We start from the raw sequence: 14,697 nt of genomic DNA on the forward strand, positions 1-14,697 counted from the left end.
TCGGTGGGTGCCGCGGCTTAGACCGCGGCGGTGCGCAGGGTGCGGGCCCGCGCCAGGACCTGTTCCGCCCCGGCCTTGAGTTCTTCGGCCCAGCGGCGGGCGCCGATCCGGGCGACGGTCGAGTCGGAGGGGGTTTCAACACTCAGCGGCGTTCCGGCCGGCAGGGCGGCCACGAACTCTGCCAGCTGCACGGCCCCCTGTCCGGGGACGATGCGTTCGCTGCGCGATTCGAGCACCAGCCCTTCGCGGGTGTCCGGGCGCTGGGCCGGCGCGTCGCACAGCTGCAGCATGGCCACGTGCCGGGCCTGGGCCGCGAGCTGGGCGGGGCTGGCCTGGATGCGGCTCAGGTGCAGGGTGTCGGCGACGATCCGGCATCCGCTGGCCTGAGCCAGCTCGCCGGCCAGTTCAAGGGTGTTCACGCTCTGGTAGGAGATGACTTCAAGGGTCGGCACGATGCCGAAGCCCTGGGCGTCCTCGGTCATCAGTCCCAGGTTCTCGGTGAGCCGCTGCAGGTTGCCGTCCGAGGCGGCGACGGTCAGCGTCCTGGCCTCCAGCGCCTGCCCGGCGTCGAGCATCTGCAGCCATGCCTCGCGCTGGTTGGCGCCGTCCAACAGGATGAATTCGATGTCGTGCACCCGTACGCCGGTGTCCTTGACCGCTTTGAGGGTCTTGGCCAGCAGCGGCGAGCCGGGCTGCAGGTTGTAGGGTTTTTCCTCCTCGGTCACCTGGCGTACGCGGGCCCCGACGAAGTCGAAGCCGGTGTCGGCGGCCAGGTAGACAAGTTCTGCCGGGGAGCTGCCCAGCAGCGAAAGCTGGGCCAGTCCGAGTTCCTGGGTGGTGGTGTTCATGCTGGGTCCTTGGTGGTCGAAAGATTCTAGGCGCGGGCGGTGGTGTAGAGCCGGTCGGCGACGGACGGCGGGACGATGGTGCGCTGGTTGGAAGCCGGAGCGAAGTCGACCGGGCGTCCGGTCCGGGCGGATTCGTAGACTGCAAGCAAGATGCGCAGGGACTTCAGCGCTTCGCGGCCGGTGACCGCAGGTTCCAGGTCCTCGCGGACCGCGGCCACGAACTGGGTGATCTGCGCCCGGTGGTGGTCCTTCAGCGCCCCGTTGATCCGGGACAGCTCGACGTTCGCGTCAACGCCAGCCGGGTGCACCGGCCGCGCGGCGATCTTGTGCTCGGATGCCTGCAGGGTCAGCCGGCCGTCGCTGCCTTCGGGGAATTCGCTCAGTTCAGCGCTGGCCCCGTTGGAGCCGGTGATGCGGATCTGCACGCCCAGCGCGGGGTCGGCGCTGGTGCTGGCGAGCACCGTGGCCATGGCTCCGCTGGTGAAGGTGATCAGCGCGGTGGCCGAGTCCTCCACCTCGATGTGCTCGCCGTGCTTGTAGGTATTGACTTCGCCCTGCACGCGGGCCACATCGCCGAGGTACCACTGCAGCAAGTCCAGGTAGTGGATCGCCTGCGTCATCAGCACCCCGCCGCCGTCCGCAGCCCAGGTGCCGCGCCAGCCGGCGGCCGAATAGTATTCGTGCTCGCGGTGCAGCAGCACCGAGACCTGGCCGAGCACCGGGGTGCCCAGTGCGCCCGAATCGATCTGCGCCCGCAGTTCGGCGGCCGCCGGCCAGAAGCGGCGCTGGAACAGCACCCCGAGCTTCACTCCGGCCTCGGCGCAGGCCTGCACCATTTGCTCGGCCGCCGGCACGTCCACCGCGATGGGTTTCTCGCACAACACATGCACCCCGGCCGCCGCGGCGGCCAGCACCACCTGCTGGTGGGTGGGGTGCGGGGTGCACACCGAGACGATGTCCAGACCCAGTTCCAGCAATCGCTCTACCGAATCGACGGCGTGCTCCACCGAGTATTCGGCGGCCATCGCTGCGGCCCGGGCCCCGTCCACGTCGCAGAGCGCGGCCACGGTGACCGAGTCCAGGGCTTGGAACGCTTCGAGGTGGTTGGCGCTGATGTTGCCGCAGCCCACGATGCCCACCCGCAGGGAGCGGGGTGCGTCGGTGGTGGCGGTGCGTGGCGGTGTTGGCATGTTGTGGGTCCTTGGATTCGATGTGCTTCGATAGCTGTGCGCCCGGGCCAGGCCGGGCCGCGGCGGTTAAACGGCGGCGAGCAGGTGCTGCAGCGAGCTGCGCATGCGCCGGCGGTCCGGGGCGGTGCAGACCAGCAGGGCGAAGGTGTCCGCCGCCTGCTCGACGAGCATCTCGGTGCCTTTCACGGTGGTGCAGCCGTGCGCCGCGGCGTCACGCAGCAGCTCGGTGTCCACCGGGCGGTAGACCACGTCAGCCACCCAGTGGTCTGCGGCCAGCCAGGAGGTGTCGAAGGGCGTGCCGCCGATGCCTTCCATGCCCAGCGGGGTCGCGTTGACCACGCCCTGCGAGGCGGCGATCCAGCCGCGGGCCTGTTCCGGGGTGCCGGTGGACACCTGCTGCCCAGCGCCCAGGGAGGCGGTGAGCAGGTCCTTGAGCTGGGCCAGGCGCCCGGCGTCGGTGTCGATGATCCGCAGGTCCGCCACGCCGAAGTCCAGCAGCGCCGCGCCCACCGCGGAGCCGGCGCCGCCTGCCCCGAAGAGGGTGACGGTGGCGCGCTTCGCGTCGCGGGCCAAGCCCCGGCGCAGCCCGGCCAGGAAGCCGGTGCGGTCGGTGTTGTGCCCGATCAGCCGTCCGTCCTGGAGCACCACGGTGTTCACCGCGCCGATGGCGGCGGCGTCCGGGGCGATCTCGTCCAAATGCGGCATGATGGCCTGCTTGTGCGGGTGGGTGACGTTGAACCCGGTGAAGCCCTGCGCCAGCGACTCGCGCAGCACCTGTCCCAGGTCGACGTCCGTCCGCCCCTCCAGGTCGATGCGCTCGTAGCTGTAGTCGGGCAGGCCCAGCGCGTGGGCCTCGGCCTGGTGCAGGGCCGGGGAGAGCGAGCCGCTCAGGTCGTTGCCGATCAGGCCGATGCGGTGTGCGGTGCGGCGCATGCTACTTCTTCTCCTGCATCTCGCGCAGCGCCTGGACCTGCAGCTTGGTCAGCCCCAGCTCGGCGGTCGGGGTGCGGTAGGTCTCCGGACCGGTGGCGAAGGCGATGGCGGACAGGGTGGCAAAGCCCATGCACATCCAGGCGACCGGCATCCAGTTGGCGGTGTCGCCGGAGGTCATCAGGGTGCCGATGGCCGGGGTGAAGCCGGAGACCAGCAGGCCCAGCATCAGGCCGATGGCCATGCCCGAGTAGCGCACGCTGGCCGGGAACTGCTCCGGGAAGCCTGCCATGTAGGTCGAGTTCGGGGCCGCATAGAAGACACCGATCAGGATGATCGCTGAGACGAAGATGACCGCGACATTGCCGGTGCTGATGGCATTGAAGAACATGAAGACCATGGCTCCGGCGCCCAGGGCGCCGCCGATGAATACCGGCTTGCGGCCGATCTTGTCGGCCAGCATCCCATAGAGCGGCTGGGTGAAGACCGCGGCCAGGTTTGCCGCGGCGATGGCCGCGAGCATGGTGGTGCGTTCGATGCCGTTGTGCTCCACCGCATAAGCCAGGGCGAAGACGTTCACGATGGTGTTGATCATGGCAAAGGTGGAGGAGAGCATCACGCGCACCACCGAGGTCCAGTGGCGGGCGAAGAGCTCCAGGATCGGGACCTTGACGACCTCGTTGTTTTCCTTGGCTTCGGTGAAGGCCTCAGGCTCGTCCAGGTGGCGGCGGATGAAGAAGGCCAGGACGGTCAGCACCACGCTGGCCAGGAACGGGATGCGCCAGCCCCAGCTGAGCATCTGCTCGTCGGGCATGCTGGCGATCGGGATGAAGACCACGGTGGCCAGCACGATGCCGAACATCACGCCGCTCATGGTGAAGGAGGCGAAGAAGGAGCGGCGGCGTTCCGGGGCGTGCTCCATGGACAGCGAAGCGGCGCCCGGCGATTCGCCGCCGGCGGACAGACCCTGGAACAGGCGCAGGACCACCAGCAGGATCGGTGCGAAGATGCCGATCTGCTCATAGGTCGGCAGCAGGCCGATCGCCAAGGTCGAAATGCCCATCAGCAGCAGGCAGGCCATGAGGGTGTTGCGGCGTCCGAAACGGTCTCCTAGGTGCCCCCAGAGCACCGCGCCCAGCGGGCGGGCCACGTAGGCCACGCCCAGGGTGGAGATCGACAGGAGCACCGAGTTGGCACCGCCGTCAGGGAAGAAGACGTGGGAGAAAACCAGGGCGGCGGCGGAGCCGTAGATGAAGAAGTCGTAGTATTCCAGGGCGCTGCCGAGGAAGCCGGACACGGCCGCGCGGCGGGCCTGTGGACGGGCGGGAGCCTGGAGGGCATCCGGGGAAGAAGTTGCAGATCGCATGATGAGTCCTTTCTCCTCTTCGAGAGGAACATCATCTAGTGTGACCCGCCTAACTTATTATGTCCACGACCTAATTGCACATTAGCTATGTGTATTAACTACATAATTCTCGTGGGCGACGGAAGCACTTCTTCGCTCAATTCGAGGAATGCGTCGCGGGCCAGCGAGCCGGGGCGCACCGACCAGGCCAGGCCATGGTTCATGTAGTACTGCTTGCCGTGCAGCGGGACGAAGACGGCGCCCGGAGGCACCACATGGGCGATGCCCTCGGGCATGAACGCGACACCGACCCCTGCCGCCACGAGCATCATGGTCATGTAGGGGTCGGTGATTTCCTGCGACACCGTCGGATAGAACCCAGCGTCGGTGCAGGCGTAAATGGTCGACTGGTAGAGCGCGGACCCCGCGGAGATCGGCGGGGTGATGAATGAGTCGTCGGCGAAGGCGGCGAGCTCGACACCCTCCCGGTCGGCCAGCGGGTGCTCCTGCGGCAGCACCATGCCGAAGGCTTCCTGGGCCAGCAGGCGCGAGTTGATGCGTGCGGAATCCACCGGCAGGCCGACGAACGCCAGGTCCAGGGAGCCCGCCTCCAGCTGGTGCACCGCGTCATGGGTCATCACGCGGCCCACCAGCGTCAGCTCGATGTCGGGGTGGGTGCTGCGCAGCGCGCGGGTCATGGGCGGCAGGGCCAGCTGGTTGAGCACGCCGGTGAAGCCCAGCGAGAGTTTTCCGTAGACCTTCCCCTGCGGCACCTTCACCGCCTGGGCGGCGATGGTCAGCTCCTCCATAACCTGCCGCGCGTGCGGCAGCAGCGCATGGCCGGCGGCGGTCAGCTCCACCGAGCGGGTGCTGCGCACGAACAGCTCGGTGCCCAGCGAGCGCTCCAGCTTGCGGATGGTCTGGCTCAGCGGCGACTGCGCCATGCGCAACCGCAAGGCCGCATTGCCGAAGTGCAGCTCCTCCGCCACCGCGATGAATGCCTCAAGCCACCTGATTTCCATGCCTACCCGCTTTTCCCTAGTCGGTCGTCAACTCCTCCAGCGTACCGGGGCGCGGCAGGCTCCCGGTGGCGTGACGGGCTGCGGCCCAACCGAAGGCCAGGCCGGAGCCGACCTGCACGCCGGCTCCCGGGTATTCCGAGCCCATCACGGAGGCGGCGTCGTTTCCCACCGCGTACAGGCCAGCGATGGCCTCGCCACGCTCGTCCAGCGCCTGGGCCTGCGGGTTGGTGAGCACCCCGAAGGCGGTGGCCAACGGGGTAGGCACCAAAGCCATGGCGTAGAACGGCGCACGGGCCACCGGCCCGACGTTCGGGTTGGGCCCATGCTCGGGGTCTCCGGCCACTTGGCCGAAGAGCAGGTCGCCCTTCCCGAAGTCCTCGTCCTTGCCGGTTTCGGCGAAGCCGTTGTAGCGCCGCACGGTGGCTTCGAGGCCCGCGGGGTCCACCCCGATCTGCGCGGCCAGGCCGGCCAGCGTCTCGGATTCGTAGAGGTAGCCATCCTTCACGTAGCGTTGCAGCGCGGCCCGCGGCAGGTGCGGCATGGTGATCATGCCCAGCCCGTACTTGGCCAGCGTGCGCGAGTCGACGATCAGCCAAGCCGGGATGGCACGGCCGTCGGTGGCGTACATCGCGCGCACGAAGCGGTGGTAGGAGCAGGACTCGTCGACGAAGCGCTTGCCGTCGCTGCCCACCGCGATCACACCGGGCTTGGCGCGGTCCCAGATATGCGGGAACACGACCTGGGAACCGTCGGCGCGGCGCCCGATGGAGCTGGGGAACCACAGCGCGTTTTCGCCGTTGTCCTGCCCCAGCGCCGCACCGACCCCGGCGGCCAGCGCCAAGGTATCGCCGGTAGCTCCTTCGCCGGCGCGGGAGAACTGAGGGGTGGGCTTGGGCATGTATTGCTCGCGCAGCGCCGGGCTTTGCGAGAAGCCGCCGCCAGCCAGCACCACACCCTGTCGGGCGCGGATCTTCAGGGTTTTGCCCTCGTGGACCACCACGAGCCCCTCGATGCGTTCGCTGCCGCGGATCAGCTCCGTGGTGTGGGCACTGAAGCGGAAGTCCACTCCGCGCTGGAGCGACTGGTGGTAGATGGAGGCAACCAAGCCATTGCCCATCACCAGCCGAGTACCGCGCGGGCGGGTGACCCGGTCGCGCGCCCACTGCAGCCCCAGCTTGCCGGCCAGGCCCACGGCCTTGGCACGCTCGGCGGCGCTGCCCGTGAACAGCTTCAGCAGCGCGGCAACGTCCGGACGGCGCAGCATCAGGGTTCCGCCCATCAGCGCGAATTCGGGGACAGGGCGGCGGATGCGGCGGAATTCGGTGGCCGAGAGCTTGCGTCCATCGAAGGGCTCGGGTTCCAGAGCGCGGCCGGTCTTCCCGGTTTCGGGAAGCTCGGAGTGGTAGTCGACAACGGCCGGCGAATGCAGGAAGCGCACACCCAGTCCTTCGAGTTCATCAAGCATCTTGGGCGCGGCGTCGAGGTATCCTAGCCGGGCCTCGCGCGGCGCCTTGTCCCCCACCACCAGGTCCAGGTAGCGCACGGCTTTCTCGTAGTCGTCCAGGATTCCCTGCTCGCGCTGGAACTTGTTGTCCGGCACCCAGCAGGTGCCGGCGGAGTAGGCGGTCGTGCCGCCGAGGTACTCGGTCTTTTCCAGCGTCAGCACCTTGGCGCCGTGCGCCGCGGCGGTCAGCGTGGCGGCAAGGCCGCCGGCCCCAGTCCCCAGAACCACCACATCGTATTCGAGGTCCCATTCACTTTTCTGGCGCGCCATCGCTTGCTCCTCAGTACTCGTCGCATGACATCAGTTGGTCTGGTGTTCATTATGTGACGCAGAACAATGTACTGTCCACGATGTTTTTGATCATTTATTATGTATCAAAACTACTCAATTTGGAGTGGCGGGTTCGTGGCCGCGGGTTAGGAACCCGCGGCCGGCGGCCTAAAGCCTCGGGTCCAGCGGCTCGGATTCCAGCGCGAGCACACCGAACACCATCTGGTGAACCTTCCACAGCGGCTCCCCCACCGCGGTCAGCCGCAGCGCTTCCAGTCCCAGCAGGTACTCCTGCATGGCCCGCGAACGCTTCCGGTCGGTGGCCCGCTGCTTCAAGCGCCGCAGGTTCTCTTCCTGAAGGTAGTCGGCGCCGTAGATAATGCGCAGGTATTCCCGCCCGCGCACCTTGATGCCCGGCTGCACCCAGCCCTTGGGACCGCGGGTGAGGTTCTGCCACGGCTTGACCACCATGCCTTCGCCGCCCGTCATGGTCAGCTCCTCCCACCAGCGCACCGCTTGGTCCGTCGATTCCCCGGAGTCCAGTGACACCCGCATCCAGGCGGTGTCCTTGAACAGGTCCGGCGCCTGCACCGCCAGCTTCTGCGCAATTCCCAGGTGCCATCCATGGTCGCGGCTTTCATGGGTCTTGCCCTCGGAGGCCAGCACCTGGAATGCGGCGAAGCGGATCTCGTCCTTGTTTCCCACGTACCGCCGGTAGGACTCGCGGAACGCCAGCGCATTCCCGCTGCGTTCACGGGTGCGTTCAAGCAGCGCGGTCAATTCCAGCCCGGTCCCAGCAGCCTTCTCCAGCAGGTCGACGGCTGCCGAGGTGGCTGCCACCGCGGCGGCGCCGACCGAAGCGTAGTTGTCCTTGATCAGTGATTCCGCCTTCAGCGACCAGGGCAGCAGCTCGCCGTCCAGGATGACCCAGTCCGAGCCCAGCTCCTCCCACAAGCCCGCCGCTTCCACGGCCTCATGCGCCCGTTGCAGCAGGGCGCGTTCCACCTCCGGAGCCAGGAAATCGCGCCCGGTGCGCGTATGCAGGGCGCCGAGCCAGCCCTCGGGCGCGTCGAAGCGCCCGGGATTGCGGGCCAGCAGCAGCACCGCGCGCGAGCCCATGTGCTTCTCTTCGCAGACGACCTCGGTGATCCCGTGCTTGCGGAAGTAGGCGAAGGCCTCGTCCGGGTGCTCCAGATACCCCGGACGCGCCGAGGACTCCGCCGGGGACATGGTCGGCGGCAGATAGCGCAGCCAGCGCGGGTCGGTAGCGAAGCGGCTCATGGTTTCCAGGGCGCCGGCGGCCTGCGCGGCGCTGAGCTTCACGGTGCCGCGCTCGCCGGCCTTTAGGTGCAGCGGGCCGGTGACGTCCGCCATGGACAGCACGCCCGGTTCGCGCTGCGGCCCGTGCGGGGATTCCAGCGGCCGCAGCGGTTCGGCGTACTGCGCCAGCGCGTCCACGGCCACGACGTCCCGTTCCGGGTAGCGCAGCGCGCTGAGCTGCCCGCCGAAGGCGCATCCGGTGTCCAAGCAGGCGGTGTTGTTGATCCAGGCGACCTCGGTGACCGGGGTATGCCCGTAGAGGACGGCGGCCGCACCGCGGTAGTCCCGGGCCCAGGGATAGCGCACCGGCAGGCCGTACTCGTCCTTCTCGCCGCTGACCTGTCCGTAGAGGGCGAAGGCCCGCACCCGCTTGGAGGCCCGCCCATGGTACTTCTCGATCAGCCCCGCGTGCGCCACCACCAGCTTGCCCTCATCCAACACCAGGTGGGAGACCAGGGAACGGGCGAAGTCCTGCACCTCGCGCGTGAATTCCGGGCCTTCGGCCTCCAGCTGTTCCAGGGTCTTGTCCAGGCCGTGGCCCAGAGTGACCTTGGCCCCGCGCAGGGCGCGCACCAGCTTGTCCTCGTGGTTGCCTGGCACCGCCAGCGCGTGCCCGGCGGCGGCCATGCCCATCACCAAGCGCAGCACGCCGGGCGAATCAGGGCCGCGGTCCACCAGGTCGCCCACGAAGACTGCCTGCCGCTGCGGGTGGACGGCGTCGACGGCGCGCCCCTGCCGGTCGCGGACCAGTTCGTAGCCCAGCTTCTCCAGCAGCAGCACCAGCTCGTCCAGGCAGCCGTGCACGTCCCCGATGACGTCGAACGGGCCGTGCTGGTCCCTGAAGTCGTTGAGCAGCTTGTGCCGGGTGATGACCGCGTCCTCGATCTCCGCCAAGGACGAGAGCACGTGGACCCGGGCGAAGCCCTCGCGGCGCAGCATCTTGAGCGACCGGCGCAGCTGCTGGTGCTGGCGGTCGATCGCCGACTTGGGCACCCGGTGCTCGCCGCGGGTCTCGTTGCGTTCAAGGCACACCTCGACTGGGACGTCCAGCACGATGGCCGTGGCCAGCACGTCGTGGCTGCGCGCCAGCTCGATCAAGCTCTGCCGGGCGGCGGGCTGGACGCTGGTGGCATCCACCACGGTCAGCAGACCGGTTTCCAGCCGCTTGCCTGCCACGTAGTGCAGCGCGTCGAAGGCCGCGGCGGTGACGGACTGGTCGGTCTCGTCATTGCCGACCAGGCCGCGGAAGTAGTCGCTGGACAGCGTCTCGAAGCGGCCGAAGTGCTTGGCGGCGAAAGTCGACTTGCCGGATCCGGAGACGCCGATGAGCACCACCAGCCCTGACTCGGGAATGGAGAATTCGTTCATGCCGCGTCCTTTCGGAAGATCGCCATCTGGGTGGGCGTGCCCGCGGAGCCGTCCACCGGCCCGATGCCGCGGAACTCCACGGCATAGCCGTAGTCCGTGGCGGCGGCCCCGGCCCAGGCCTGGAATTCCGCGCGCGTCCATTCGAAACGGTGGTCGTCGTGGCGCAGGGAGCCATGTTCCAGGTCCGGGTACTTGCTGTTGTATTCGACGTTCGGAGTGGTCATCACGACCATGCGAGGGGCGGCGCCGGCGAACACCGCGTCCTGCAGTGCCGGCAGCCGCGAGGCGTCCACATGCTCGATGACCTCCATGAGCACCAGCGCGTCGTAGCCGGCCAGCCGGTCGTCGCGGTAGACCGCGGAGCTGTGCAGCAGGCTGATGCGTTCTTGCTGCTCGTCCGTGCGCTCCTCCAAGCGCAGCGCGGCGGCAGCCTGTTCGAGGGATCGCGCGGAGACATCGGCGCCGACGATGCGGGTGAAAAACGGGTCCGCCTGCAGCCGGCGCAGCAGCGCACCGGGCCCGCAGCCCAGGTCCACCACCCGGTGGGCTCCGTGTTCCTTGAGCGCGGCGATGACATCCATGGCACGCTGCACCCGCAGCGGGACGGCTGCTTCGCCGCCCGCCTGCTCCGAAATGCCCGGGTCTGCCGTGGCTTCCGGGACGGCTGGCGGATCCATCCGCGCCTCGGCCAGCGCCACCAGGTCCTTCTGGTGGGCCAGATAGCGGCGGGCGATCAGCTCCCGGTCGGGGTGGTCCTCCAGCCAGCCTTCGCCCTGCCGGGCAAGCTTTTCCGCTTCGTCGTCGTTGACCCAGTAGTGCTTCGAGTCATCCAGCACCGGCAGCAGGACGTAGAGCTGGCGCAGCGCAAGGTCCAAGCGGACCTCTCCGCTGAGCGCCAGCGCGCTGTACTGCGAATCGCCCCAGTGCGGATGCTGCTCGTCCAGGGCGATGGGCGTCTGCTCGACGTTCCAGCCCAGCGGCGCGAACAGCCGCTTGGCCAGGTCCCGGCCCGCGTGCCCGCGGGTGGAGAGCACGGGCAGCTCGAAGCGCAGCGGCAGCGGCGCGGCGGCCAGCTCCGGGTAGCTTTCGCTGGTCCCGGTCATGGCGCTGCGCAGCACCTTGCCCAGGGCCACTGACATCAGGCTCGACGCGGCGTACGGGCGGTCGTTGACGTAGTAGTCCAGGGCCCCGGCGTCGCCGCGGAAGCGCTTGCTGCGCACCAGCCCCACGGGGTCGACTTCCAAGAGCAGGGCCGCGGTGGCGCGTTGCTTGGAATATTCGGGATAGAACACGTGGGCTTGGCCCACCGCCAGGTCGAAGGACTGTACCTTGCCTGGATGCTTGCGCAGCAGATGCGACAGGGCGGTGGCGTCGATCCCCGACCCGGGGGCGGATTCTAGGGTGATTGTCAGTAGCACGGGGCGGACTTCCCAGGAGTTTTTGCTCGGTGGCTTGGCGTTTCATGCAAGACTACCGAAAAACTGGGTCTCAGGGCGCCGCGTGGCGAAGCATGCCAGTCCCGCGTGCCGCCTGGGGTGCGGAATTCCGCTCCGCCCGGCGGCTTAGTTCAGGTAGCCGCGGCCTGCGGCGTCCGCGCAGACCGGGGTCAGGTTCTCCGCGTCCCCGCTTTCGCAGGCCATGTAGACCAGGTTGGCGGCTTCTTCGGTGCTCAGCACGTCGTAGCCCATGGACCCGGGGTTGTAGGACACCGCGGTGCTCCACTCGTCGATGTTCTTGCACTCCTGCAGTCCGCGCAGCTCGGCTTCCTGCAGCTGCTCGTTCGAGGACTCGGGATTGGACCATGCCTCGTTCTGCGTTTGGATGGCCGCGCTGCAGGCGTCGCTGACCGGGGAGGTCGCCGCGGCGTCGAAGTTCGTACAGCCGGCCGCCGCCAGCGTGATGATCGACAGTACAGCGGCCGAGGACAGAACTTTTCGCATACCTGCCATGCTACCCATGCAACATAGGTATTGGCTGGGTTGCTTCAAGCACGCGCCGGCCGTGCCCGGAGCGCGAAAAATCCCGGCCACACACACGGGCGGGGCCGGGATCCTCTGCCGCAGGGTGCTGCGGCTAGGCGATGCGGGAACGGTCGAAAGCGTCCAGGCTGATGCCCTGCTCCAGGATCACCTTGGCCCATTCCTTGGCCGAGTGCAGGCTGTGGTCGCGGTAATTGCCGCAGCTGACCGCCTCGGTGCCCGGCACGTCATCCCAGGTCACCTTCTGGACCAGGTCCTCCAGCGAGGTCTTGATGGCCGCGGCCACCTGCTCGGGGGTCGGCTCGCCCCAGGCGATCAGGTGGAATCCGGTGCGGCAGCCGAACGGGGAAAAGTCGATCAGGCCCTCGAAGCGGGTGCGGATCAGCCCGGCCAGGGTGTGCTCGATGGTGTGCAGCCCGGCGGTCGGGATCTCGCCGTGGTTCGGCTGGACGAAGCGGATATCGTAGTTGGAAATGGCGTCGCCCTTGGGGCCGCGCTCGACGCCGATCTTGCGCACGTAGGGCGCCTTGACCTTGGTGTGGTCCAGCGCGAAGCTCTCAACTTCTGCAAGTTCAATATCACTCATGCCAAAAGTCTATCCGCTCACTTGGCCTCGACGCGATGATGGTTAATGAGGCGTAACCGATAGAATTTTGTGAGACTTCGGGGCGTAGCAGCGGACCCTGAACTTACTTCCTAGAAGGGAACTTCATGTCGGACAAGAAGACCTTGCTCGTATTCGCGCATAGCGACGAGGCCGTGGCATTCGCCGATGTCGAGCACCTGATTTCCGGTGTGGGCAAGGTCAATGCGGCCGTGGCGCTGGCCGGCGAACTGGCCGGAGGCAATATCGAACGCGTCGTCGTGCTGGGCACCGCCGGCGTGGTCGGCCATGCAGGCGAGGACCGCCCGAGCCTCGACACCATCTACCAGGTGACCAAGCTGATCCAGCACGACTTCCCGCTGCCTTCGGCAGACGTCGAGCCAACCGGCGAAATCTTGCTCCCCGACTTCCAGGCCACCATGGCCACCGGCGACGTCTTCGTCTCCGACGACCAGCAGCGCGTGCACATCTCCGGCTTGGGCGCCTCCTTGGTGGACATGGAAGGCTACGCGTACGCCAGCATCTGCCAGCGCTTCAACGTGCCGCTGCAGATCTTCAAGATCCCTTCGGACTACGCGGACGACTCGGCGTCGATCGATGAATGGGACGACATCGCCAAGGCCAAGAGCGTGCAGCTGCGCGAGTTCTACGAAAAGAACCTGGCCTAGCGTCAACCGCACCGAGGGCAGGGACAGCGCCGCGGGTCGATACCCGGACGCTGCCCTTGCCCTTTGTTCCTGGCCCTTGCCAACCCGCCGGGATCAGGCCGGACGGGATCGACACGGTCGGCGTCCAAACTGCCGCTTGGTCTAATCGACCTGGGATTCGATACAGTGAGCGCATGACGCCACGGACCGAGCAACCATCAGGTGGCAGCGAAAATTCGACGCCGCGCCACCATCAGCTGATCATTTCCCTCTTCGGCCTCTACGCCAGGGCGCACGGGGGCGAGCTGCAGGTGTCCACGATCATTTCGCTGATGAACGACCTCGGCGTCGAGTCGGCCGGCGTGCGTTCTTCGATCTCGCGGCTCAAGAAGCGCGGCGTCATCGACAGCGTCAAGGTCAACAACCGGAAAGGTTACGCGCTGTCGCCCTCGGCCTTGTCCGCGTTCGCGGAAGGCGATGAACGCATCTTCACTCCCCGCCGGGCGACCGCCGACAGCCGCTGGCTGCTGGCCACGTTCACGGTGCCCGAATCGCAGCGCAGCATCCGGCACAAGATCCGCTCGACCCTGGTCCGCATGGGATTCGGCGCCGTCGCACCCGGGCTGTGGATTGCCCCGGAGCACCTCAAGGACGAGGCCCTGTCCTACTTCGACCGACACGGGATGGCGGATTACTTCGAGTTCTTCCTGGCGGAGCATGTGGGCAGCCATGACCTGGCCAAGAACATGGGCATTTGGTGGGACCTCGAATCGCTGGATTCCCTCTATTCCGAGTTCCTGGAAACCAATCGGCCGCTGCTGGACAAATGGACGGGAATTCCAACCGCGCAAGAGTCGGAGGACCTCGACGCCGAGGCGTTTGCCGACTACCTCGTGTTGATTACCCAGTGGCGGCGGCTGCCGTATTCCGACCCGGGCCTCCCTGCCGAGCTCCTGCCGGAAGGGTGGAACGCCATCGCGGCCTCCGACCTGTTCCAGCAACTCCACGAAATCATCGGGTTCAGGGCGTCCCGGCACGCGGAACGCGCCATCAGCGCCCAGGAAAGCGACGCCCGCATCTAGCTCCGAGGCTTCTGCCTGCCTGGCCGGCCAACAATAAGCCGCAGGCCAGTTCATGCGAACTGGCCTGCGGCTTATTGTTGTTTTGCTGCCCGGTAAATCCCTAGCGGCTCTGGATAACGGCGACGCCCTGGATCTCGATAAGCGCTTCCTTCTGCCACAGGCGGGTGACGCCGATGCCGGCCATGGCCGGGTACTTGCTGCCCGCCATCTCGCGCCACAGCTTGCCGATCTCACGGCCGTTGGCCATGTAGTCGTCGACGTCGGTGAGGTAGATGGTCACGGTCACCAGGTCCTCCGGCTTGCCGCCGGCTTCCTCAAGGGTGGTCAAGACGTTGCCGAAAGCCTGCTTGAACTGTTCCACGATGCCGCCGGGAACGATCTGCATGTTCTTGTTCAGGGCGGTCTGGCCGCCGAGGTAAACGGTGTCTCCAGCACGCATTCCATGCGCATAGCCGGATGGCTTGGGCAGGGATTCCGGGTTGACAGTGAGGTTTTCGAAGACTGCGGTTTCGGCCATGGTGATCCCTTTCAGAGATTCGATGCGATATCCAAAAATTAGGTCTAGCGCACAAATTGCAATGCGTTCTA

General features: G+C 67.3%; 13 protein-coding genes. 2 read left to right on the plus strand and 11 right to left on the minus strand.

The window, feature by feature from the left end:
• Window positions 1-17 precede the first annotated feature (17 nt).
• The 10 genes from RF641_RS02860 to RF641_RS02905 all read right to left on the minus strand — a co-directional run bounded on the left by RF641_RS02860 (window position 18) and on the right by RF641_RS02905 (window position 12,362).
• Window positions 18-848, minus strand: a complete 831-nt coding sequence (locus tag RF641_RS02860) for a sugar phosphate isomerase/epimerase family protein (protein WP_424572454.1) — start codon at window positions 846-848, stop codon at window positions 18-20.
• Between the two features lie 26 nt (window positions 849-874).
• Window positions 875-2,038, minus strand: coding sequence for a Gfo/Idh/MocA family protein (locus tag RF641_RS02865; protein WP_120989636.1), 1,164 nt, complete (start codon window positions 2,036-2,038; stop codon window positions 875-877).
• Window positions 2,039-2,104: 66 nt separating this feature from the next.
• A complete protein-coding gene (locus RF641_RS02870; RefSeq protein ID WP_424572455.1) occupies window positions 2,105-2,971 on the minus strand; it encodes a shikimate dehydrogenase in 867 nt (288 codons plus the stop codon).
• 1 nt (window position 2,972) lies between these two features.
• Window positions 2,973-4,334, minus strand: coding sequence for an MFS transporter (locus RF641_RS02875; protein ID WP_161449660.1), 1,362 nt, complete (start codon window positions 4,332-4,334; stop codon window positions 2,973-2,975).
• Window positions 4,335-4,432: 98 nt separating this feature from the next.
• Window positions 4,433-5,335 (minus strand): LysR family transcriptional regulator, encoded by a 903-nt coding sequence (locus tag RF641_RS02880; protein ID WP_113606608.1) that lies wholly within the window; start codon window positions 5,333-5,335, stop codon window positions 4,433-4,435.
• Between the two features lie 16 nt (window positions 5,336-5,351).
• The gene (locus RF641_RS02885) at window positions 5,352-7,109 is read right to left on the minus strand and encodes an FAD-binding protein (protein ID WP_424572456.1); all 1,758 of its coding nucleotides are present in this window, start codon (window positions 7,107-7,109) and stop codon (window positions 5,352-5,354) included.
• Between the two features lie 168 nt (window positions 7,110-7,277).
• Window positions 7,278-9,797 (minus strand): polynucleotide kinase-phosphatase, encoded by a 2,520-nt coding sequence (locus RF641_RS02890; protein ID WP_424572457.1) that lies wholly within the window; start codon window positions 9,795-9,797, stop codon window positions 7,278-7,280.
• Window positions 9,794-11,209, minus strand: a complete 1,416-nt coding sequence (locus RF641_RS02895) for a 3' terminal RNA ribose 2'-O-methyltransferase Hen1 (RefSeq protein WP_424572654.1) — start codon at window positions 11,207-11,209, stop codon at window positions 9,794-9,796. The genes RF641_RS02890 and RF641_RS02895 overlap by 4 nt, the downstream gene beginning before the upstream one ends.
• A gap of 150 nt (window positions 11,210-11,359) precedes the next feature.
• Window positions 11,360-11,737 (minus strand): hypothetical protein, encoded by a 378-nt coding sequence (locus RF641_RS02900; protein ID WP_053797687.1) that lies wholly within the window; start codon window positions 11,735-11,737, stop codon window positions 11,360-11,362.
• A gap of 133 nt (window positions 11,738-11,870) precedes the next feature.
• Window positions 11,871-12,362, minus strand: coding sequence for an S-ribosylhomocysteine lyase (locus RF641_RS02905; RefSeq protein ID WP_113606612.1), 492 nt, complete (start codon window positions 12,360-12,362; stop codon window positions 11,871-11,873).
• Between the two features lie 125 nt (window positions 12,363-12,487).
• On the opposite strand from RF641_RS02905, the gene RF641_RS02910 reads away from it, so the two are divergent.
• Together RF641_RS02910 and RF641_RS02915 are read left to right on the plus strand one after the other, a co-directional pair.
• Window positions 12,488-13,048 carry a phosphorylase family protein gene (locus tag RF641_RS02910; RefSeq protein ID WP_424572458.1) on the plus strand — a complete coding sequence of 187 codons (561 nt, stop codon included), beginning with the start codon at window positions 12,488-12,490 and terminating at the stop codon, window positions 13,046-13,048.
• A 173-nt stretch (window positions 13,049-13,221) separates the two neighbouring features.
• Complete coding sequence (locus RF641_RS02915) at window positions 13,222-14,109, plus strand: PaaX family transcriptional regulator C-terminal domain-containing protein (protein ID WP_424572459.1); 888 nt, start codon at window positions 13,222-13,224, stop codon at window positions 14,107-14,109.
• A gap of 100 nt (window positions 14,110-14,209) precedes the next feature.
• Here RF641_RS02915 and RF641_RS02920 read toward each other — a convergent pair whose 3' ends face one another.
• Window positions 14,210-14,626, minus strand: a complete 417-nt coding sequence (locus RF641_RS02920; RefSeq protein WP_424572460.1) for a RidA family protein — start codon at window positions 14,624-14,626, stop codon at window positions 14,210-14,212.
• Between the last annotated feature and the right edge of the window lie 71 nt (window positions 14,627-14,697).

Source organism: Arthrobacter sp. 'calajunan', from assembly GCF_046940185.1.
In the GTDB taxonomy this organism is placed as follows: Bacteria; Actinomycetota; Actinomycetes; order Actinomycetales; family Micrococcaceae; genus Glutamicibacter; species Glutamicibacter soli.

What these genes read in the sequence shown, in the direction of transcription:
- RF641_RS02915 (WP_424572459.1), top strand. Translation starts at nt 13,222, where the DNA reads ATGACGCCACGGACCGAGCAACCATCAGGTGGCAGCGAAAATTCGACG.
- RF641_RS02905 (WP_113606612.1), bottom strand. Translation starts at nt 12,362, where the DNA reads ATGAGTGATATTGAACTTGCAGAAGTTGAGAGCTTCGCGCTGGACCAC.
- RF641_RS02885 (WP_424572456.1), bottom strand. Translation starts at nt 7,109, where the DNA reads ATGGCGCGCCAGAAAAGTGAATGGGACCTCGAATACGATGTGGTGGTT.
- RF641_RS02865 (WP_120989636.1), bottom strand. Translation starts at nt 2,038, where the DNA reads ATGCCAACACCGCCACGCACCGCCACCACCGACGCACCCCGCTCCCTG.
- RF641_RS02875 (WP_161449660.1), bottom strand. Translation starts at nt 4,334, where the DNA reads ATGCGATCTGCAACTTCTTCCCCGGATGCCCTCCAGGCTCCCGCCCGT.
- RF641_RS02880 (WP_113606608.1), bottom strand. Translation starts at nt 5,335, where the DNA reads ATGGAAATCAGGTGGCTTGAGGCATTCATCGCGGTGGCGGAGGAGCTG.
- RF641_RS02890 (WP_424572457.1), bottom strand. Translation starts at nt 9,797, where the DNA reads ATGAACGAATTCTCCATTCCCGAGTCAGGGCTGGTGGTGCTCATCGGC.
- RF641_RS02910 (WP_424572458.1), top strand. Translation starts at nt 12,488, where the DNA reads ATGTCGGACAAGAAGACCTTGCTCGTATTCGCGCATAGCGACGAGGCC.
- RF641_RS02900 (WP_053797687.1), bottom strand. Translation starts at nt 11,737, where the DNA reads ATGCGAAAAGTTCTGTCCTCGGCCGCTGTACTGTCGATCATCACGCTG.
- RF641_RS02860 (WP_424572454.1), bottom strand. Translation starts at nt 848, where the DNA reads ATGAACACCACCACCCAGGAACTCGGACTGGCCCAGCTTTCGCTGCTG.
- RF641_RS02870 (WP_424572455.1), bottom strand. Translation starts at nt 2,971, where the DNA reads ATGCGCCGCACCGCACACCGCATCGGCCTGATCGGCAACGACCTGAGC.
- RF641_RS02920 (WP_424572460.1), bottom strand. Translation starts at nt 14,626, where the DNA reads ATGGCCGAAACCGCAGTCTTCGAAAACCTCACTGTCAACCCGGAATCC.